Source organism: Pseudoxanthomonas sp. (genome assembly GCF_027498035.1).
In the GTDB taxonomy this organism is placed as follows: domain Bacteria; phylum Pseudomonadota; class Gammaproteobacteria; order Xanthomonadales; family Xanthomonadaceae; genus Pseudoxanthomonas_A.
The window spans coordinates 13,498-34,066 of sequence record NZ_CP114978.1 but is presented as its reverse complement, the minus strand read 5'-3'; the positions used below and the strand labels follow the sequence as shown (position 1 = coordinate 34,066).

The 20,569-nt window shown below is 66.9% G+C and carries 19 protein-coding genes and 1 pseudogene; 8 read left to right on the top strand and 12 right to left on the bottom strand.

Going from position 1 to position 20,569, the window contains the following annotated elements:
- Positions 1–31 precede the first annotated feature (31 nt).
- From rimM to ffh, 5 genes are all read right to left on the bottom strand, one after another.
- Positions 32–547 carry a ribosome maturation factor RimM gene (gene rimM / locus O8I58_RS00165; protein WP_298319666.1) on the bottom strand — a complete coding sequence of 172 codons (516 nt, stop codon included), beginning with the start codon at positions 545–547 and terminating at the stop codon, positions 32–34.
- A 40-nt stretch (positions 548–587) separates the two neighbouring features.
- A complete protein-coding gene (gene rpsP / locus O8I58_RS00160) occupies positions 588–854 on the bottom strand; it encodes a 30S ribosomal protein S16 (RefSeq protein WP_298319664.1) in 267 nt (88 codons plus the stop codon).
- A 112-nt stretch (positions 855–966) separates the two neighbouring features.
- Entirely contained in the window at positions 967–1,773 is an 807-nt protein-coding gene (locus O8I58_RS00155; RefSeq protein ID WP_298319663.1) for an aminotransferase class IV, read from the bottom strand.
- Entirely contained in the window at positions 1,770–2,840 is a 1,071-nt protein-coding gene (locus O8I58_RS00150) for an NAD(P)H-dependent flavin oxidoreductase (protein ID WP_298319661.1), read from the bottom strand. The genes O8I58_RS00155 and O8I58_RS00150 overlap by 4 nt, the downstream gene beginning before the upstream one ends.
- 7 nt (positions 2,841–2,847) lie before the next feature.
- Positions 2,848–4,230, bottom strand: coding sequence for a signal recognition particle protein (gene ffh / locus O8I58_RS00145; RefSeq protein WP_298319659.1), 1,383 nt, complete (start codon positions 4,228–4,230; stop codon positions 2,848–2,850).
- Between the two features lie 114 nt (positions 4,231–4,344).
- Here ffh and ccsA point away from each other — a divergent pair, with 114 nt between their 5' ends.
- From ccsA to O8I58_RS00120, 5 genes are all read left to right on the top strand, one after another.
- On the top strand, positions 4,345–5,169 hold the full coding sequence (ccsA, locus tag O8I58_RS00140) for a cytochrome C assembly family protein (RefSeq protein WP_298319658.1): 825 nt from the start codon (positions 4,345–4,347) through the stop codon (positions 5,167–5,169).
- A gap of 66 nt (positions 5,170–5,235) precedes the next feature.
- Entirely contained in the window at positions 5,236–5,697 is a 462-nt protein-coding gene (locus tag O8I58_RS00135; protein ID WP_298319657.1) for a MarR family winged helix-turn-helix transcriptional regulator, read from the top strand.
- A 2-nt stretch (positions 5,698–5,699) separates the two neighbouring features.
- Positions 5,700–7,175, top strand: a complete 1,476-nt coding sequence (locus O8I58_RS00130) for an efflux transporter outer membrane subunit (protein ID WP_298319655.1) — start codon at positions 5,700–5,702, stop codon at positions 7,173–7,175.
- Positions 7,172–8,365, top strand: coding sequence for an HlyD family secretion protein (locus tag O8I58_RS00125; protein WP_298319653.1), 1,194 nt, complete (start codon positions 7,172–7,174; stop codon positions 8,363–8,365). The genes O8I58_RS00130 and O8I58_RS00125 overlap by 4 nt, the downstream gene beginning before the upstream one ends.
- Before the next feature lie 10 nt (positions 8,366–8,375).
- Entirely contained in the window at positions 8,376–9,959 is a 1,584-nt protein-coding gene (locus O8I58_RS00120; protein WP_298319651.1) for a DHA2 family efflux MFS transporter permease subunit, read from the top strand.
- Positions 9,960–10,079: 120 nt separating this feature from the next.
- On the opposite strand, the gene gorA is transcribed toward O8I58_RS00120, so the two are convergent.
- The 3 genes from gorA to O8I58_RS00105 all read right to left on the bottom strand — a co-directional run bounded on the left by gorA (position 10,080) and on the right by O8I58_RS00105 (position 13,385).
- Entirely contained in the window at positions 10,080–11,444 is a 1,365-nt protein-coding gene (gene gorA, locus O8I58_RS00115) for a glutathione-disulfide reductase (RefSeq protein ID WP_298319650.1), read from the bottom strand.
- A gap of 153 nt (positions 11,445–11,597) precedes the next feature.
- Positions 11,598–12,788 carry a DUF418 domain-containing protein gene (locus tag O8I58_RS00110; protein WP_345781318.1) on the bottom strand — a complete coding sequence of 397 codons (1,191 nt, stop codon included), beginning with the start codon at positions 12,786–12,788 and terminating at the stop codon, positions 11,598–11,600.
- A 117-nt stretch (positions 12,789–12,905) separates the two neighbouring features.
- Positions 12,906–13,385 (bottom strand): FKBP-type peptidyl-prolyl cis-trans isomerase, encoded by a 480-nt coding sequence (locus O8I58_RS00105; protein WP_298319647.1) that lies wholly within the window; start codon positions 13,383–13,385, stop codon positions 12,906–12,908.
- Positions 13,386–13,465: 80 nt separating this feature from the next.
- On the opposite strand from O8I58_RS00105, the gene O8I58_RS00100 reads away from it, so the two are divergent.
- Both O8I58_RS00100 and O8I58_RS00095 read left to right on the top strand, forming a co-directional pair.
- On the top strand, positions 13,466–14,023 hold the full coding sequence (locus O8I58_RS00100) for a C40 family peptidase (RefSeq protein WP_298319645.1): 558 nt from the start codon (positions 13,466–13,468) through the stop codon (positions 14,021–14,023).
- Between the two features lie 383 nt (positions 14,024–14,406).
- Positions 14,407–15,069, top strand: a pseudogene (locus tag O8I58_RS00095) (C40 family peptidase); the annotation flags it as partial.
- A gap of 361 nt (positions 15,070–15,430) precedes the next feature.
- Here the strand turns inward: O8I58_RS00095 and O8I58_RS00090 are convergent.
- Complete coding sequence (locus O8I58_RS00090; RefSeq protein WP_298319643.1) at positions 15,431–15,931, bottom strand: acyl-CoA thioesterase; 501 nt, start codon at positions 15,929–15,931, stop codon at positions 15,431–15,433.
- Between the two features lie 212 nt (positions 15,932–16,143).
- Between O8I58_RS00090 and O8I58_RS00085 the strand changes: the two genes are divergently transcribed.
- Positions 16,144–17,463 carry a sigma-54 interaction domain-containing protein gene (locus O8I58_RS00085; protein ID WP_298319642.1) on the top strand — a complete coding sequence of 440 codons (1,320 nt, stop codon included), beginning with the start codon at positions 16,144–16,146 and terminating at the stop codon, positions 17,461–17,463.
- Positions 17,464–17,550: 87 nt separating this feature from the next.
- Here O8I58_RS00085 and O8I58_RS00080 read toward each other — a convergent pair whose 3' ends face one another.
- The 3 genes from O8I58_RS00080 to O8I58_RS00070 all read right to left on the bottom strand — a co-directional run bounded on the left by O8I58_RS00080 (position 17,551) and on the right by O8I58_RS00070 (position 20,512).
- A complete protein-coding gene (locus O8I58_RS00080) occupies positions 17,551–18,888 on the bottom strand; it encodes a transporter (RefSeq protein WP_298319641.1) in 1,338 nt (445 codons plus the stop codon).
- 86 nt (positions 18,889–18,974) lie between these two features.
- Positions 18,975–19,799: a hypothetical protein gene (locus O8I58_RS00075; RefSeq protein WP_298319639.1), complete on the bottom strand. Its 825-nt coding sequence runs from the start codon at positions 19,797–19,799 to the stop codon at positions 18,975–18,977.
- 11 nt (positions 19,800–19,810) lie between these two features.
- A complete protein-coding gene (locus tag O8I58_RS00070; RefSeq protein ID WP_298319637.1) occupies positions 19,811–20,512 on the bottom strand; it encodes a C39 family peptidase in 702 nt (233 codons plus the stop codon).
- Positions 20,513–20,569: the final 57 nt, after the last annotated feature.

The window sequence follows — 20,569 nt, the reverse complement described above, 5'->3', positions numbered from 1 at the left end:
AGGATGGCGAACCCGGAGGCCCGCCATCAGGTCAGAAATCCGGATCCCAGTCCACGCCGACGATGCCGGCTTCGAAATCCACCTTGGTGATGAACTCTGGCTCGACGAACGGAATCAACCGCTCCTTGTCACCCTTGGCCACCAGCACATCATTGGCGCCGGTCGAGAACAGGTGCGAGACCGTGCCGAAATCGCGGCCATCGGCATTGATCACGCGTAGGCCTTCCAGATCGACCCAGTAATATTCGTCGGGCTTCGGCGGCGGCAGCGCGCTGCGCGGCACCGAGATCTCCAGGCCCACCAGCGCATCCACCGCATCGCGGTCGACCACGCCGGGGAAATCGGCGATCAAGTGCTTGCCGGAATTCTTGCCACGCGCGCCAGTGAATTCGCGCGTGTTGCCAGCAGCATCGCGCAAGGTCCAAGGCTGGTAGCGGAAGATGGCTTCACGCGGCTCGGTCCAGGATTCGATCTTGACCTGGCCGCGCACGCCAAACGCGCCGACCACCCTGCCCAGCAGAATGCGGCGCGTCGTGTTCTCTGTCATGAGAAACTCCGGCCGCGCGCGGGGCGCGGCCGAGGCGCGATCAGGCCGAAGCCTGCGCGGTGTCGAGCTTGCCCGCTTCCTTGTACAGGTTGCGGACCTTGTCGGTCAGCTGCGCACCCTTGCTGACCCAATGGTCGACACGGGCCTTGTCCAGCACGATGCGCGGCTCGGCACCCTGGGCGACCGGGTTGTAGTAACCCACGCGCTCGATGTTGCGGCCGTCGCGCGCGCTGCGCACGTCGGTGACGATGATGTGGTAGAAGGGGCGCTTCTTGGCGCCGCCACGGGTAAGGCGGATCTTGACCATGATGTCTTTCTCGGTGTTGCCCAGTCGCCAGGATGGCGCGGTAAGCCGGCGATTATAGCGGGCTGCGGGCCGCACGCAAACTCTGCCGGTTCAGAAAACCCCTTATCCAGACCTAGATCCGGACCCAGGCCTGGGTGGCCAGCGCCTGATCCAGCAGGCCCTGCAGCGCCGGCGCGCGTGGCAACGACACGCCATCGATGGAGGCCACGCTGCCGCAGCCATTGGCATTGGCGGTGAAGGCCGACAGGGTTCTGGCACGCTCCAGGTTCACCATCCCGGTGCGCTGCGGAACGCCAAGCGCCTCGAATCCGCGCTGCAGCAGGCCCTCGCAGGTGCCGCGCAGGGCCGGGCCTTCTGGCCAGTGCACCACGGCCCCGTCCCAGAAGCCGATGTTCCAGACCGATCCTTCGATGACTGGGCTGGCCGGGAGCGCGCCCGCAACGAACAACGCGTCATCGCAGCCCGCCCTGCGGGCTTCGCGCCGATAGTGGAACAGCGGCAACATCGCCACATGCTTGATCTGCGGCAATGGCCGCACGAACGAAAAGCTCTTCAACGCCATCGGCGCCGCGCCGGCTGCAGGGGCGGCAGTCCCGACCGAGATCAGCCACTCCGGCTGCACGACCTTCAGCGGATCGCGGTAATCGAAGTCGCGCGCGAAACCGGTGATCCGCACCGATGCGTCGCCCTGCCCGGCCAGCACCGCACGCAGGTCGTTGCGCAGCGCAGGCTCGTCCAGCACGGCATCGAACAGCGCAGCATGTCCGTCGCGCAGTCGCGCCAGATGCAGGTCCAGGCCCTGAACGGCGCCATCGCGCACGCGCATCGCGGTGAAGTGCCCGTAGCTCAGCAGCGCGAGTGCACGCAGGTCCTCGGCATCGGCCGGACGTGCGCCGCAATACAGCGCCGGCACACTCACAGCAGTGCGTCGGCCTGGGTCCACCAGTCCTGCAGCAGATCGGCCGCGGGACGCGCCTTTGCCATCCACGCCGACTGCCCGGCCCAGGCCTGCATCGCATCGATCCGATCGTCTGCCGCGGCCTGCTTGCGCATCGCCGCGGTCAGGCCGCGCTGCACGGGATAGGGCGCGGCCAGCACCGCGCCCGGCGCGGCCAGCGCGCGCACGTAAAGCGTCGCGACCGCACGCCCAAGACGCCCGGAAAAGCCCCGCGTCGGCCAGGTGTCCTGCGGTTCGGTCTGCGCCAGCGCCCGCGCCCAGGCCGGCGCAATCGCAGCTTCCGGTGCGCGCAGGAAAGCGGTCCCGATCTGCACCGCACTGGCACCCAGGGTCAGCGCTGCCGCGATCCCGCGCCCGTCGGCAATGCCGCCAGCAGCGATCACCGGAATCGACAGCGCATCGGCCAATCGTGGCAGCAGCGCAAACAGGCCGACCAGCTGGCGCTCGGCATCGGCCGCGTTGAAGGCACCGCGATGCCCACCGGCTTCAAAGCCCTGCGCCACGACCGCATCGGCACCAGCGTCCTGTGCGGCACGCGCCTCGGCCAGCGTGGTGGCGCAGGCGAACCAGGCAATGTCAGCACTCTTCAGCGACTGGACCTGCGCCGGGGTCAACACACCCATGATGGTGGACAGCACCCGCGGCCTGGCCGCGATGCAGGCATCGAACTGCTGCTGGAAATCGGCCGGCCCCGCATCGCCCGCGGACACAGGAACTTCAGGCCCCCAGTCGCCGAGAAATTCGCGCACGGCCGCCTCGGCAACCGCATCGCGCACCGGTGGTGGATCGGGCACCCACAGATTGACCTGGGCGGGCCCGTCGCTCTGCCGGCGGAAATCAGCCAACCAGGTTTCGATATCAGCCGGCGTGGACAGGACCGCGCCCATCCCGCCCATGCCGCCCGCGTTGGCCACGGCGGCCGACAGTGGCACCGGGCAGGCACCAGCCATTGGTGCAAGCAATACCGGCAGGCGCACGCCGAAACGTGCACAAAAGGCTTCCGATCGCAGGCGCGCAGCCGAGACCATCAGTCGATCAACGGAACGGCATGCCGCCGCGGCCGCCACCCATGGCGCCCATCATTCCCTTCATGCCGCGCATCATGCCTTTCATGCCGCCGCGGCCGAGCTTGCTCATCATCTTTTCCATCTGGGTGAACTGCTTCATCAGCTTGTTCACGTCGGACGGCTGGGTACCGGAACCCTTGGCGATGCGGGCACGGCGCGAGCCATTGAGCAGCCCCGGGTTGCGGCGCTCCTTCTTGGTCATCGAACCGATGATCGCGATCATGCGCGGCACTTCCTTGTTGCCGGCGACCTGCTGCTTGAGCTGATCGGGCACCTGGCCCAGGCCGGGCAGTTTTTCCATCAGCGCGCCGATGCCACCCATGTTCTGCATCTGCTCAAGCTGGTCGCGCATGTCGTTGAGGTCGAATTTCTTGCCCTTGGCGACCTTCTCGGCCAGCTTCTGGGCCTTGTCCTTGTCGACCTGGCCTTCGACCTGCTCCACCAGCGACAGCACGTCGCCCATGTCCAGGATCCGACCGGCCACGCGCTCGGGGTGGAACACGTCCAGGCCATCGGGCTTTTCGCCCACACCAATGAACTTGATCGGCTTGCCGGTGATGTAGCGCACCGACAGCGCGGCGCCGCCACGGGCGTCACCGTCGGTCTTGGTCAGCACGACGCCGGTCAGCGGCAGCGCTTCGGAGAAGGCCTTGGCCGTGGTGGCCGCGTCCTGGCCGGTCATCGAGTCGACCACGAACAGGGTTTCAACCGGCTTGACCGCAGCATGCAGCGCCTTGATCTCGGCCATCATCGCCTCGTCGATGGCCAGGCGACCGGCGGTATCGACGATCAGCACATCGGCGTAGGACTTGCGCGCGTCCTCGATGGCGGCGCGGACGATGGCTTCGGGCTTCTGGTCGGCGGTCGAGGGGAAAAACAGCACGTCGACCTGCTCGGCCAGCGCTTTCAGCTGTTCGATGGCGGCCGGACGGTAGACGTCGGCGCTGACCACCATCACCTTCTTCTTGCGCTTTTCCTTGAGGTGCTTGGCCAGCTTGGCCACAGTCGTGGTCTTGCCCGCACCCTGCAGGCCGGCCATCAGGATCACCGCCGGCGCCGGCACGTTGAGGTTCAGGTCGGTGGCGGCCGAGCCCATGACCGCGGTCAGCTCGTCGCGCACCACCTTGATCAAGGCCTGGCCGGGGGTCAGCGACTTGAGTACTTCCTGGCCGACCGCACGCACCTTGATGCGCTCGACCAGCGCCTGCACGACCGGCAGCGCGACGTCGGCTTCCAGCAGGGCGATGCGCACCTCGCGGGTGGCCTCGCGGATGTTTTCCTCGGTCAGGCGACCGCGGCCGCGCAGCCGCTCCATGGTGCCGGACAGGCGCTGGGTCAGGGATTCGAACATGGGGTGGACCGACGTGATGGCAAAGCGGGCGCGCAGTATATCCGGGCGCGTTTTCTTCATCGTGCAACTAGGAATGGTTCTCGCCAAGCGCGGCCGCGTGCGACACTTCTACGCATGGGTTTCATCCTTCCTGCCATTGCCTTCTACCTGCTGGCGACCGTACTGCTGGTGCGCGCGGTCGGCCGTGACGCCCTGGGCCCGTCGCGGACCTGGCGCTGGCCGGCGCTGGCCGCCATCGCGCTGCACGCCGGCTACCACCTATGGATCGCCTGGCGCACGCCGGGCGGGCCGGACATGCATTTCTTCTCGGCGCTGTCGCTGGTGAGCCTGGGCATGGCTAGCATGACCGCCGTGGTCGGCGCGCGCGGGCGCATGGCCACGGTCGGCGTGGTCGCCTTCCCATTGGCGGCAGCACTGCTGGCGACCTACCACGGCTATGGACACCGTCCTTCGACAGGCCTGGACTGGCGCCTGCAGCTGCATGCCTGGATGGCACTACTGGCCTACGCCACGCTGGCGGTGGCCGCGCTGCTGGCAGTCATGCTGTGGGTGCAGGAACGCGCCCTGCGCCGGCGCGAATTCCATACCTGGCTGCGCGCCCTGCCACCGATGACGGAGCTGGAAACCCTGCTGTTCCGCACGATCGCGGTCGGCTTTGCCCTGCTGACCGCGACCCTGCTGACCGGCACGCTTTTCGTGGAGAACCTGTTCGCCCAGCACCTGATCCACAAGACGGTGCTGAGCGTGCTGTCGTGGCTGGTCTTCGGCGGACTGCTACTGGGCCGCTGGCGACGCGGCTGGCGCGGCGCCAAGGCCGTGCGTTGGACATTGGTCGCGATGGCCCTGTTGTTGCTGGCTTTTTTCGGAAGCAAGGCGGTCCTGGAGCTGACCTGCATCGCGCCACGGGCTGACCGTTCCGTCAGCGGAATGACAGAATAGGTCATTCCATTGCTGAAACAATATTTGCATTGACAATTATTTCCATGGCGACGATCATGCCGCGCCATGAAAGTACCTGCCTCCATCTGCGCTCCCGCCAGCGGCTCCTCGCTCGGCCTGCTGATCCGCCAGGTCCGCGATGCGATCTGGGCCAACATGGAGAAGGAACTGGTCGCCGCCGGCCATGACCTGACCTTCAGCCAGTTCGTCACCATCAAGAAGCTGGCCGACGGCATGGCCAGCGTCACCGAGCTGGCCCGCGCCGCCGAAGTCCATCCCGGCGCGATGACCCGCCTGCTCGACCGCCTGGAATCGCGCGGCCTGGTCGTGCGCCAGGCCGATCCCGGTGACCGCCGCGCGCTGCACATCCACCTGACCGATGCCGGCACCGCCATCTGGAAAGACACCAACCTGTGCGGCCAGCGCGTACTCAAGCACGCCACCGTCGGGATGACCGAAGCCGACGTCAGCCAACTGATGCGCCTGCTTGAGCAGGCCCGCGACAACCTCACTTCCGAGACCGTTTGACCATGTCCACGCCTGTTTCCACGCGCCTGCCCGGCAGGCTTACCGTGTCGTTGGCCTGCGCCCTCGTCCTGGTCGGCTGCGCGAGCAGCCACGGCCTTAGCACGAATGGCCAGCTGCTCGACGCCGACACCCTCACCGCCCAGCAAACCCTGGGCGATGACGCCCTCAGCGCCGCCGCCTTCCCGACCCAGGACTGGTGGAACACGCTGGGCGACCCCCAGCTGGACAGCCTGATCCAGGAAGCCCTGGCCGGCAGCCCCTCACTGGCCGCGGCCGACGCGCGCCTGCGCCAGGCCCAGGCCCAAGCCGGGCTGGCCGACGCGCAACGCAAGCCGACGCTGGAGGCGTCGGGCCAATACGCCGGGGCACAGCTGCCCAAAGGCCTGGTTGGCGACGAGTTCGGCGGCGACGTGATGTGGACCGACGTGCTGATGCTCAACTTCAAGTGGGCGCCCGACCTGTGGGGCGGCCAGCGCGCCAGCTGGGAATCGGCGGTCGGCCAGGCCAAGGCGGCGCAGGTCGATGCACAGGCCGCGCGCCTGACCCTATCGGCCAATATCGCCCGCAGCTACATCATGCTGTCGCAGGCCTATGAAACGCAGGAGGTCGCCCGCCGCGAACAGCAGCGCTCAAGCCATCTGCGCGACCTCAGCCAGCAGCGCGTCGAGGCCGGCCTGGACAACACCCTGCAGCTGCGCCAGGCCGAATCCACCATCGCTAGCGCCCGCCAGCAGGAACAGGCCGCCCAGCAGCAGATCGACTCGCTGCGCAACGCGCTGGCCGCGCTGGTCGGCAAAGGCCCGGACCGCGGCCTGTCCATCACCCAGCCCAAGCTGCTTGAAGCCCCGGCACCGGCGGTCCCGGGCGTGCTGCCCAGCGAACTGCTCGGCCACCGCGCCGATGTGGTCGCTGCGCGCTGGCGCGTCGAGGCCGCCAACCGCGGCATCGATGCCCGCAAGGCCGCGTTCAAGCCCAGCGTGAACCTCAACGTCATCGCCGGCCTGGCCTCGGCGCACCTTTCGGACCTGTTCGACAGCGACGCGGCACTGGGCCTGGGTGGCCCGGCGATCAGCCTGCCGATCTTCGATGGCGGCCGCCTGCGCGCCAACCTGGACAACGCCGACGCGCAGTACGACCTGGCCGTGGCCAGCTACAACGGCGCCCTGGTCGGTGCGATGCACGAAGTCGCCGATGCCGTACAGAGCGCACGTTCGCTGGATGCGCAGACCGAGTCGGTCACCCAGGCGCGCGATGCCGCGCGCAAGGCCTTCGACCTGGCCAACAGCCGCTACAGCGCCGGCCTGGGCACCCAGCTGGATGTCCTCAGCGCCCAGCGCCCGCTCCTTCAGCTTGAACAGCAACTGGCCGGCCTGCATGCGCAGCGCTACGCCGCCGTGGTCGATCTGGACCAGGCACTCGGCGGTGGCCTGCAGCTGACCGCTCCCTCTTCCACCATGACCGCCGAAGCCACCCCATGAACACGCAGACCCAAACTCCCGCGGCCGGCACCCCGCCGCAAAAGAACAACCGCAAGCGCGCGCTGCTGATCCTGCTCCTGGTGGTGATCGTCGCCGGCGTCGCCTGGACCGCCTATGAGCTGATGTACGGCCGCTGGCACCAGGGCACCGACGACGCGTACGTGGACGGCAACATCGTCTCGATCGTGCCGCAGACCACGGGCACCGTGGTCAGCATCGACGCCGACGACGGCATGCGCGTGGAAGCCGGCCAGGCGCTGGTCCACCTGGACCCCAACGACGCCCAGGTCAGCTACGACCAGGCCGTCGCCAACCTGGCCGGCACGGTCCGCCAGGTGCGTGGTCTTTTCAGCAACGTCGCATCCAGTGAATCGGACCTGCTCGCCCGCCAGGTGGCCGTCGACCAGGCCCGCGCCGACGTCAAGCGTCGTGAAGGCCTGGTGGCCACCGGCGCGGTCTCGCGCGAAGAACTGGCCCACGCCCGCGACCTGCTGGCCTCGGCCGAAGCGGCCCTGGGCGGTTCGCGCGGCACCTTGCAGCGCAGCCGTGCGCTGGTCGATGCCACCACCGTCAGCAAGTCGCCGCAGGTCGAAGCAGCCGCCTCGCAGCTGCGCCAGGCCTATTTGAACGTGCAGCGCGCGGCCATCGTCGCGCCGGTCTCCGGCTATGTGGCCCAGCGCCGCGTACAGCTGGGCCAGCAGGTCCAACCAGGCACCACGCTGATGACCATCGTGCCGATCGACCAGGTGTGGGTGGAAGCCAATTTCAAGGAAACCCAGCTGGGCAAGATGCGCATCGGCCAGAAGGTCAAGGTGCATGCCGACCTGTACGGCAGCGACGTGACCTACGACGGCAAGGTGGACAGCCTGGGCCTGGGCACGGGCAGCGCGTTCTCGCTGCTGCCGGCGCAGAACGCCAGTGGCAACTGGATCAAGATCGTGCAGCGCCTGCCGGTCAAAATTACCCTGGACCCCAAGCAGCTTGAAACCCACCCGCTGCGCATCGGCCTGAGCATGGACGTGGACGTGGAACTGCACGACCAGGACGGCCCGGTGCTGGCCCCGGCACGCACCGCCGGCAGCAAGCCGCTGATGACCACCACGGCCTACGAGAAGCAGCTGGCCGATGCCAACCAGCTGATCACCTCGATCATCGAGCAGAACCTGCCCGCGCCGACCAAGCAGAACTGAGCACACACTGATGTCCACCATCGCCGAAGACGCAGGCGGCCCACCGGCCGCCCAACAGCCGGCGGCGGCCCAGCCGTTCCGGCCGCCGAACATGGCGCTGGCCACGGTCGGCCTGGCACTTGCTTCGTTCATGCAGGTGCTGGACACGACCATCGCCAACGTCTCGCTGCCCACCATCTCGGGCAACCTGGGCGCCAGTTCCAACCAAGCCACCTGGGTCATCACCTCGTTCGCGGTCAGCAATGCCATCGCGCTGCCGCTGACCGGCTACATGACCCGCCGCTTTGGCGAAGTGAAGCTGTTCACCTGGGCCACGCTGGCCTTCGTGGTGGCCTCGCTGCTGTGTGGCCTGGCCAACAGCATGGGCCTGCTGGTGCTGGCGCGTGCACTGCAGGGCTTCGTGGCCGGCCCGATGTATCCGGTCACCCAGGCGTTGTTGATCTCGATCTACCCCCCCGCCAAACGCGGGCAGGCCATCGCGCTGCTGGCGATGGTGACGGTGGTCGCGCCGATCGCCGGGCCGATCCTGGGCGGCTGGATCACCGACAACTACAGCTGGGAATGGATCTTCTTCATCAACATCCCCATCGGCATCTTCGCCAGCATCGTGGTCGGCCGGCAGATGAAGGGCCGTCCGGAAAAGCTGCAGACGCCGAAGATGGACTACATCGGCCTGGCCACGCTGGTCCTGGGCGTGGGCGCGTTGCAGGTCATGCTGGACCTGGGCAACGACGAAGATTGGTTCAACTCGCACAAGATCGTGATCCTGACCATCGTGGCCGCGGTCGCGCTGACCGTGTTCGTGATCTGGGAACTGACCGAGAAGGACCCGATCGTCGACCTGCGCCTGTTCCGCCACCGCAACTTCGCGGCCGGCACGCTGGCGATGGTATTCGGCTACGCGGCGTTCTTCGCCATCGGCCTGCTGGTGCCGCTGTGGCTGCAGCGGAACATGGGCTACACGGCGCTCTGGGCAGGCTTTGCCTCCGCACCGCTGGGCATCCTGCCGGTGCTGCTGACGCCGTTCGTGGGCAAGTACGCCTCCCGTTTTGACCTGCGCATGCTGGCCACCTTCGCTTTTTTCGTGATGGCCAGCACCAGCTTCCTGCGTTCGGGTTTCAACCTGGACGTGGACTTCGGCCGCGTGGCCGAGGTGCAGCTGATGCAGGGCCTGGGCGTGGCGCTGTTCTTCATGCCGGTGCTGACGATCCTGCTGTCGGACCTTGCGCCGCATGAGATCGCCGCAGGCTCCGGCCTGGCGACCTTCGTGCGTACGCTGGGCGGCAGTTTCGCCGCGTCGCTGACCACCTGGATCTGGAACCGCCGCATTACCGTGCACCACGCGGAGCTGACCGAAAACATCAGCGCCTACGACCCGGCCATGCAGCAGACCGTCCATCAGCTCGGCCACGGCGATCCGCAGACCGGCGCGGTGATGCTCAACCAGATGATCGGCCAGCAGGCCTCGCAGATCGGCTTCAATGAAGTCTTCCATCTGCTGGGCTGGATCTTCCTGCTGGTGATCGTGTTCGTGTGGTTCGCCAAGCCGCCGTTCGCGGCCAAGGGCGGCGCAGCCGCGGCCGGCGGCCACTGACCCGCAGGCAGACCCGCAAGACGCAACAGTGAGAAGGGCCGCAGCGATGCGGCCCTTCTTCATTCCAGCAGTGCTGGCCCGGCGCGCTGGCGTCGGGCTTTTCAGCATGATCCGCACCGCCTAACGCAACAGCACCAGTTCCTCGGCGCTGGTCGGATGGATCGCCACGGTGTCGTGCAGGTCATCCAGGGTGGCGCCCAGCTTCAGCGCCACGGCGAACCCCTGCAGGATCTCGTCGGCGTTCTCGCCCATCAGGTGCACCCCGACCACGCGCTTCTCCTCGCCCACGCAGACCAGCCTGAACAAGCTGTACTGCAGGGCATCGGCCAACGCGTAAAGCATTGGCCGGAAGGTGGTGGAGAACACCTGCACCGCGTCGTCACCATGTTGGGCGCGCGCCTCTTTTTCGCTCAGGCCCACGCTGCCCATCGGCGGGTGCGAGAACACCACGCTGGGGATGTTGGCGTAGTCCAACCGCGCCTTCGGCTGACCGCCGAACAGGCGATCCATCAATCGACGCGCAGCTGCAATCGCCACCGGCGTCAGCTCCACGCCCACATCGGTGACATCGCCGACCGCATGGATGCCTTCGACATTGGTGTCCTGGAACGGATCGACCTGGATATAGCCGCCGGCCCCGGTCTTTACGCCCAGCGCTTCCAGCCCGAGTGCATGCGTGTTGGGCACGCGCCCGGTCGCGAAGATCACGCAGTCGAAGTCCTCCGGCGCCGGGCCGCCATTGGTGATCACGCGCGTCTGTTCGTCGTGCTTCTCCAGCGCGGTGACCGTGGTGTCGAAGAACAGGCGGATGCCCTGCTGATGCAGGTTTTCGGCCAGTTGCAGGGTCAGGCTGCGGTCGAAGGACTGCAACAGGCACGGCCCGCGCACGAACACTTCGACCTGGCTGCCCAGCGCCTGCAGTACCCCGGCCAGTTCCACCGCGATGTAGCCGCCGCCGATGATCGCTACCCGCGCCGGTGCCGCGCGCAGGTTGAAGAAACCATCGGAATCGATGCCCAGCTCTGCGCCGGGGATGTCGGGCCGCACCGGGTGCCCACCGGTCGCGACCAGGATATGTCGCGCTTTCAGATCCAGGCCGTCATCGCACTGCACCCCGCCGGGCACCAGGGTGCCGCGGGCGGGAATGCGCGTGATGTTGGCCTTGGCCAGGCGCCGGCGGTAGCTGTCATGGATGCCGGTGATATAGCGCTGGCGGTGGACCAGGAACTCCTGCCAATCCAGTCGCCCGCCATCCACGCGGAAACCCATGTCGCGCGCCATGCCCACGTGCCGGGCCACCTCGGCCGCCAGCCACATCGCCTTCTTCGGCACGCAACCGACGTTGACGCAGGTTCCGCCCAGCTCATTGGGCTCCAGGATGGCGACGCTGGCACCGTATTCGGCCGCGCGGAATGCGCCCGCCAATCCACCGGAACCACCACCGACCACAATCAGGTCGTACTTGCCGTTGCCGTGCTGGGACATGCGAATCGCTCCATTCCGGAATCCAGACCAATCAGGACGATGGCCCGATAACGAGGTCAGTCATCCATGATAGGGATGCCACGCCCGCCTCTGCCGCACAGCATGCCGTGACTGGCTGCCTTCCTCAGGTAATGACGCGGCTCGCCAAGTCCTTCATCCGGCCACGCGACGCGACGGCAGGCGTGCATAGGTGAAGGCACGCAGCATCCATTCCACCGGCCCAAGCCGGTGACGCGCCAGCCACCATCGACTCAGCAGCAGCTGCAGCCCGAACACGACCAGTGCGAATGGCACCTGCCATCGGCGCTCCAGGCCGAACGCCCCCAGTCCGTAGCCGTAGAACACCCATGTGCAGACCAGCGACTGCAACAGGTAATTGCTCAGCGCTAGGCGTCCCGCACCGGCCAGCAGGTTCGCGATCGGGAGGAAGGCGCGCCCTTCGAGCCAGCGCACCGCCCAGCCGACATAGCCCAGGCACAGCGGCAAGCTGGAAGCAGCCGCCATCGCTGCCGCCAGGCCGACGCGCAGGTCGGCACGGCCCGGCGCGATCCACGGCGCCAGCCACACCGACCCCAGCATCAGCACCAGTCCCAGCGGCCATGCACCGCATCGCATCCAGGCCAGCCCGCGCGCATGCCGTGCGGGCTGGGCCAACACCGGACCCAGCCACGTACCCACCATGAACAATCCCAGCACCTGTGCGCCGGTCATCGGCAGCACGCTCAGGGCTTCGCCCAGGTCGCGCAGGCGCTGCAGCGTGGCAGCGGTGAAATCCCCTTGCCCGTACACCTGGGCCTGCGCCGTCGCGAGCGCGGCCATATGCGCAGCCTGCTCCTGCAGCGCCTGCTGCCAGGCCGGATCACTGGCCATGGCCGTTTCACCCAGGCCCACCAGCAGCGAGATGCCAGGCGGCACCAGAAACAGCGCAACACCCACGCATGCCAACACCCCGCCCAGCACCTCGCGGAACGCCAGCAACACAAGGCCGCATAGCGCGTAGGACACCAGCACATCGCCCGACCACACCAGCAACGCATGGGTCAGGCCGATCAGCAGCAGGCCGATGCAGCGCCGCCACCACACCCATCCCAGCGCCCAGCCCTCGCGCTCCGCCCGCCCGGCCATCACCGCGAAGCCGGCGCCGAACAACAGCGAGAACAGCGCGATGAACTTGCCCTGCACCAACACGTAGATCGCCGCATCGGCCCAGCGATCCAGGCCATGCAGCGCCGGGTCGATACCGGCACCCATCACTGCCGGTGGCCCGGCGAAGCCTTCCAGGTTCATCAGCAGGATGCCGAGCAGGGCCAGGCCACGCAGCACGTCCATTGCAGCCACGCGCACCGCTGGCGCCAGGGGCTCGGCCGAGCCCGGCCCGCGCGCGTCACCCCGCATCGCAGGTGCCCCAAACAAAGACGGCCCGCATCTGCGGGCCGCCCGTTGCATCCGGCAGGATGCCGATCAGTGTTCGACGCCGCCGTCGCCGTGCACGTGACCGTGCTCCAGCTCTTCGGCGCTGGCTTCGCGCACTTCAATCACTTCCACGTCGAAATGCAGGTCCTTGCCGGCCATCGGATGGTTCAGGTCGACGTCGACCACGCTCATGCCGATCTTCTGGATGGTCACCGCGCGCGGGCCGAAGTTGGTCTGCAGCACGACCTGCTGGCCGGGCGCCAGCTTCTGGGCGCCGAAATGCTTCTTCGGCACGCGCTGGGTCAGGCCGTCACGGCGCTCGCCATAGGCTTCGGCCGCACCGACGTCCACGCCGAAGCTCTCGCCGGCTTCCTTGTCCATCATCGCGTTCTCCAGGCCCGGGATGATGTTGCCGTGGCCAACCAGGATCGCCAGCGGCTCGCGGTCCTTCGAGGTTTCCAGCGGCTCGGAGCCGACTTCGGAAACGGTGTAGTGGAAACGCACGACGCTGTCTTTGGCGATTTTCATTGAAAACTCTTGGATGGGCCGCGGCTTGCGGCTGGAACGCGGCTTGTCTGCCGCAGGGCGTGCGGTCAACATTGGCCGCGATGAAGACCGCCCATTATCCCGGCTCGTCCCGGTGCTTGCCAGTCGCCCGCGCCGCGGCCTGCCTCCTGCTGGGCCTGAGCCTGCTGCTGGCCGGCTGCGGCAGCGAACGCGGCATGGTCCGCAAGCCGGCTCCGCCAACGTCCACCAAGGCCTGGCCGACGGTCCAGGTCAGCGACCCGGCATCGGTCAACAGCGTGCTGATGCGCGCCCTGGGCCTGGTCGGCACGCCGTATCGCTACGGCGGCAACACGCCCGACTCCGGGTTCGACTGCAGCGGGCTGGTGACCTACGTCTACCGCGACATGCTCGACCTGCGCTTGCCGCGGACCTCGCGCGAACTGGCCCAGGTCCAGGGGCCGAAGATCGCCGAAAATCGCCTGGCCCCGGCCGACCTGGTGTTCTTCGGCACCCGCGGCAACGTCAGCCATGTCGGCATCTATGTGGGCGAAGGGCGCTTCGTCCACGCCCCAAGCACCGGTGGCACGGTCCGGCTGGACCATCTGGACGGACCCTATTGGCGGGACCATTACACAGGCGCCCGGCGCGTTGTTAATTAAACGTGATTCCATAAGTGTGACTGCGGTCCGGTGCCACGCAACGAATTCCTAATGAAATTTGAACATATTCACCGAGGTCTAACGGCAGACTCCATGCTCCGCCGCGAAACCTTCACCTGCCCGTGACGATCGACGACCTGCCGACAGGCCAGCCGCTCACCACCCGCCGACTCCGTCGCGGTTCGCTTCACCTCCTCATCCTGGCCCTGCTGGGCATGTCCGCATCGCCGATGGCGATGGCCCAGGACGCCGCGCAGCCGCAGGTCGCCCAGGCCGTTTCCAGTGACGTCGCCACGGTGACCAGCCCGGTCGCGACCACCGTCGCCACCGGCATCCCGACCACGATCACCCCCAATTCCGCCGTCATTCCCGCCGGCCAGGCCATCGTGCCGGCCACTTCGGCACCGCTGGCCATCGCCATTCCGGCGTCCGCGCTGGTGCCGGCTGCCGCGGCTCCTTCGACCCTGGCCGCGACCACCAGCAGCGCCAGCCTGCGCGACAAGGCCACCCAGGCCGCCGCCGCCACCCTGACCGCCCTGCTGCCGCGACTGGCCGCCACCGACACGGTGCCGGTGATGGACCGCTCGGCGATGCTGGCTGGCGACCTGAGCCGCCTGCTGAGCAACTACAACCTGACCGGCGCAGCCACTGCGCAGGAATCGGATATCGGCAAGATCCAGAGCGTCCTGCAGCGCGCCCTGACCCTGCTGGGCACGCCGTACCGCTGGGGCGGCACCGATCCGGACAGCGGCCTGGATTGCAGCGGCCTGGTCGGCTACGTGTTCCGCACCGCACTGGGCGTGGACCTGCCGCGCGTCTCACGCGACATGGCCGCCAATGACAACGCCGAACTGATCAAGAGCCGTGACGAACTGCGCCAGGGCGATCTGGTGTTCTTCGGCGTGCGCGGCCGCGTCAACCACGTGGGCATCTACGTGGGCGAAGGCCGCTTCCTGCATTCCCCCAGCACCGGCAAGGATGTCCGCGTCGATACGCTGACCTCCGGCTACTGGGGCGGCCGCTTCATGCAGGCCCGCCGCGTTGACGATGTAGGCACGCGCAACTTCCGCAGACAGAAAAGCCGGCGCATGCGCCGGCTTTTTCATGGCGCACATCCCTGTGCGCCACCCTTCGGGCGGCTTCGCCGTGAAAAACGGCTGTCCTGCCGTTTTTTCATGGCCCATGTCGCTGTGCCCACCTGCGGGGCGGCTTTGCCCTGAAAAACGGCTGTCCTGCCGTTTTTTCATGGCCCATGTCGCTGTACACCACCTACTGGGCGGCTTCGCCGTGAAAAACGGCTGTCCTGCCGTTTTTTCATGGCGCACGTCGCTGTGCACCACCTGCGGGGCGGCTTCGCCGTGAAAAACGGCTGTCCTGCCGTTCTTCATGGACGAAGTTCAACGCGGCTCAGGTCGCTTCGGCATGGAAGGCTGCCACGGTCTGCTCGATGCCCTTGCTCAGTTCCATCACCTTCATCGCGTACTCGGCCAGGCGATGGTCCTCGTCGTTGGTCGGTGTCCATGCCGGCACCGCCGTCGGCTTGCCTTCGGCCTGGTCCATGGCCACGAACACGATCACGCAATGCGTGCACAGGCGGCTGGCAGCGTCGTGGCCATCCAGCCCAATATCACGCGCGCGCACGTCGACGGCGAAATGCATGCTGCTGGTGCCGGTGTGGACCAGCTTGGCGGTGACGGTCACCAGGTCGCCGATACGGATCGGGGCGACGAAGCGGATCCCGCCCACCGCCACGGTCACGCTGTAAGCGCCACTCCAGCCGACCGCCGCGGCATAGCCCACCTGGTCGATCCAGCGCATCACCACCCCGCCGTGCACCTTGCCGCCGTAATTGACGTCCTTGGGCTCGGCCAGGAATCGAAAAACCAGTTCACGTTGCTCACCGCGCATGGAAATCTCCGGCTGGGGACGATCAGTATGCCCGGCAGTGACATTGCCCTGGACGGTTGATCCGCAGACCGCGTTGTTGGAAGGAGCACCAGAGACAGCGAGCCGTGGCGCAAGTGGTACCGCGACAGTAATCACCCTTCTTCGGAGGGAAGCATAGGATCTGCGCACCAAGGGGGGACATCAATGAGCCACGCACTCCTGGGAGGGATGACATGGCGCACTTGGAGAATCCGAAATGTTGCGTGGTCTGGTTTGGCACGCCCACCCCGGATGAACGCGGAATACTGGCAGCCAGTGGCTGGTATCTGCGCGTCACCGAACTCACCACCGGGCACAACGTCGGCATCCGCAAGGGCGAACAGGTCCTGGGCCTGCTGGACCTGCGGAACAGCGACCAGCCCAAGCTGGAGGCACTGCAACAGATCACCAACGAACACCCCTACCTGACCCTGCTTGCGGCCATCGACGACAACGTGACGCCGGACCCACAGGTGCGTGACCTGCTCCGGCACTGCCAGGGAAGCTTTTCCACGCCGCTTGAGCTGGCCAATCTGCTGGAGCACATCGCTTCCAGCGATCACCCCGAGCGACCAAGGCTCAACGTCCTCGTCGGCCAGAGTCCACCGATGCTGCAGGTGTGCACCAACATCTACAAATACGCACCAGTCAATCTACCGGTGCTGGTGACCGGTGCCACGGGCACCGGCAAGGAGGTCGCCGCGCGTGCGCTGCACGCGCTGTCGCCACGTCGCGATCATCCCTTTGCGCCGCTCAACTGCGGCGCCCTGCCTCCCAGCCTGGTGCAGTCCGAGCTGTTCGGCCACGAGCGCGGCGCGTTCACCGGCGCAGCCACGCGCCGACTGGGCCTGTTCGAATCGGCCAACGGCGGCAGCGTGTTCCTGGACGAGATCGGCGATCTTCCGCTGGAAGCGCAGACCAACCTGCTGCGCGTACTGCAGGAAGGAACCCTGGAACGCGTGGGCAGCAATCAGCCGATCAAGGTCGATGTGCGCATCCTGGCCGCCACCCACGTCGACCTGGAGCAGGCGGTGGAAGCTGGACGCTTCCGCAGCGACCTGTTCTATCGCCTCAATGTCCTGCGCCTGCAGATGCCGCTGCTGGCCGACCGCGGTGAAGACATCGAGCTGATGGCACAGCATTTCCTGGACCGCTTCCGCGAGCACAACCCCATCCGCGCGCGCTCCTTCGACAACGGCGCACGCCGGGCGATGCGTGCGTTCGCCTGGCCCGGCAACGTGCGCGAACTGATCAACCGGATCCAGCGCGCCGCCGTGATGGCCGATCGCGAGCTGCTCACTGCGCGCGACCTGGAACTCGACGGTGTCGCGCCTTGCGGCCTCGCGCCGCCGTTGCACGACACGCGCGGTTGCGCCGAACGCACGGCAGTCATGGGGATGCTGCGCGAATGCGGCTTCAACGTCAGCCAGACCGCGCGCCGCCTGCAGGTGTCCCGCGTGACGCTCTACCGCCTGTTGCACAAACATGGGCTGCACGTCGAACAGATGCGCTGAGTGCGCCGCGCCCACCGCGGCACGGCCTTCGCCCAGCGCGGCCGCAAGGCGGCGCCACGCACACCGCAGGCGTGCGCCTGCAGGTGCCTACAGCGTATAAGGCACCTTGATGGCCAGGCTGAAGTCAGGTGCGTCCGGAGTCAGGCCGATCCCGAGCAGCGTCACCAGCGTGGTCTTCTGGTTCAAGGCGTAGGTCACGCCCAGGTTGAAGGCCGCCGCATTGGCATCGCTGCCGATCACCTTGACCCACGGCGTCCCGTCATAGCGCGTCTTGGCACGCGCACTGAAGCGCTCGGTCAAGGACATGCTCAGGCTGGTCCGCTCATTGAAGGCAAAGGCCACGCCCGCACCGAAGTAGTAGGAGTTGCCAAGCTTCACGCTGCCGGGGTTGGTCGTGTCCGGATTGCTGTCGATATCGTCGAAGTCGCGGTTGAACGAATAGGTCGCACCGAGGTTGGCGAACAGGATTGCAGGGTCGGCGGTCTTGACCGCTGACAGCCCCACCGTGGCCTGCCACACGCCGTTGCCCGTCGGCTGCTCCTCGGGAACGGCAAAGCGGATGAACTGATCGTCGTCGCGCTCCAGCACCTTCCATGGAATGCCGTAGGGCTCGCGCCCTGTCGGCGCAGTGATGCCGGCGGTGAGTACGGTCTCGGGCCAGCGCCCATGCTCGCCAAACAGCTTGTAATTGGCACTGAGGGCCACGTCGCCCAGGCCCGTGCCGGTGGTTTCCTCCTGCGCGATGGCGGCGGCCGATCCACCCGCCCCGCCCTTCTGGTAGACGGTCTTGCGACCCAGGTACGGCACATCCAGGTTCAACGTCAGCCGGGGGCTGACGCCCCAGCGCGCCGCCATGTTGTAGGTCAGCGTGTCCGACTCCACGTTCTCGATCGCGATGTTGCCCAGGAAGATCGCATCCAGCGCCAGGAAGCCATTGAGCGTGAACTGCTTCCGGTCATAGCGGTTGTAGCTGATGCTGTTCTCGATGGTCAGGCGTTGATTGAACAGCGCCTGGTTCTGCTGCTTGACATCGGCGACGCTGCGCACAGCCTCCCTGGCCTTGGCGGCGTCCTCGGCAGTCCCCGCGTAGTTGCCATCGGCCGGTCGCGATGGCGCAATCTGATCCGTGCGCGTGGCCGCGGCCGGCAGCGGCTCGTTCCTGGCGATGGCCGATGGGTCCACCGTCGAGGCCGGTGGCAGCTTGCCGTTGACCTTGGCCTGCAGGGCCTGCATCTGCATGTCCAACTCGCGCAGGCGTCGGATCTCCTGCGCGTAACTGGCCTTGATCTGCTCCAACTGTTGACGCATGGACTGCACCTCGCCCGGACTGGGCTCGGCCTGCGCCGCATCAAGCGGTTCAGCCGGTGCGGTCACTTGCTGCGCCTGTACGCCAAACGGCAGGGCCGCCAGCAGGCCTCCCGTCATCGTTACGCCAAGGCCATGAATCCATCCCGATGACTTGCGTTCCATGATCCCCATCCTGCTGAGTGCGAAGTCCATGCGTAAGGCGGTCAGAAATTCGAAGGCGTGACGCCACGGCTGAAACCGATGGCCTGCGCCACGTTCTGCATCAGCGCGCCACCGGCGCTGGCCGACTGCCGGATCAGGGTCAACTCCATGGAGTTGCTGATGTTCTGGTGATACCCGCCGAGCTGGATGGTCTGCCCCATGCTGCCGTTGCCGACCCACTGCTGGACCGCACCGGCGCCTTCGATCTGCAGCAGCACCCGCGCCGCGCCGCCATCGATGCCGGCCTGCGCCAACGCACCATTGCGATGGGCTGCGACGGTGGCCGAAGCCCCATGACCCAGGACGCCAGCACCGGCATCGACAAGCGGGATGCTTCCGCCTTCGAGCACGCGCAGGCTGGTCACGTTGGCCGCGCTGTTGTCGTCGCCCGCCACCTGCACGCTCTGCACCATGCCGTTGGCGTTGGCCAGGCCTGCGCCGTTGACGACGTGGCGCACTGACGGCGCCGTGTCGGCGAGCACGGTTGGCGCATCGCTCGCGGTGATGCTGACCACGGGTTCGAACGTCACCACGGGTCGCTGCTTGCCATCGCTGAAGTCCATGCCGATCTTCAACGCGCTCTGCAGGACCTGGCCGGTATCGCTCTGCCAGCTAGAATTCATCGTCACGCCGAACCAGGCCACGCTGCCGTCATCGACCGTGTAACGACCGCGCATGCCATCCAGTTCTTCGTCGGAAATTTCGGTGATTCCCGGCCGCTGGCTCGACGCCTCTTCCTGCTGCACGGGTTCGTCGGCATAGGCCTTGGCGGCGAACTGTGCGCCCACCAGCGCCATGCCCAGCGCCGCTACCCCATGAATCTTCATGACTGGCACTCCTAGAAAAGATCGGCGTGGGTAAACCCGAAATCGAGCAGTTCCGCGTCGGTGATTGGCCCCTGTCGCCCGTACAGCGCACGCGCGCTGGCCTTGCCGGTGCGCTCGAGCAGCACCGTGTTGCGATCGAAATCGCTCCCGATCACGATGAAGACCGCCTTGGTCGGCCACACCTGATCGAACTCCTGCATGCTGATGGTGCGATTGCCCAGGATCGGATCGGCCAGTTCGACGTCATCGCCGACGATCTGCTTGAGCACCACGAAATGACGGAACCCGCGCACGTCCATCAGCACCAATCCGGGCACCCGCAGTGAGCGCAGGCGCTCCTGGTCGACGCGATACCCGCGGCCACGCATGCCCAGCGATTCGACGTAGCGCTTGATGTCCAGCAGCGAGAATCCGCGCTGCGCCACGATCGCCTGATCCGAAACGCCCATCAGCCCATGGATCACGGTGTTCTCGTCCGCGTCCAGCCGATAGCCATACCGGAGGATGGTGGCCAGCGCCGCCGCGCCGCAGCTGTAGTCGGTGTGCTGGCGCACGATGTGGCGGAAACGTGCCTCGCGCATGCTCAGCACATCGCTTTCATACGGCGCCCCATTGGGGAGCACGCCGCTGAAACTGACGCCACCCGCATCAACCGGCGCCGCACCGCCGACGAGCGTCAACACCACACAGCACACCGCGAGTGTCCGGATCATGCCCAGGTCCTGTTCGCGAAAGAGGAAGAACCCCGCCCCAGACATGGGCGGGGTTCG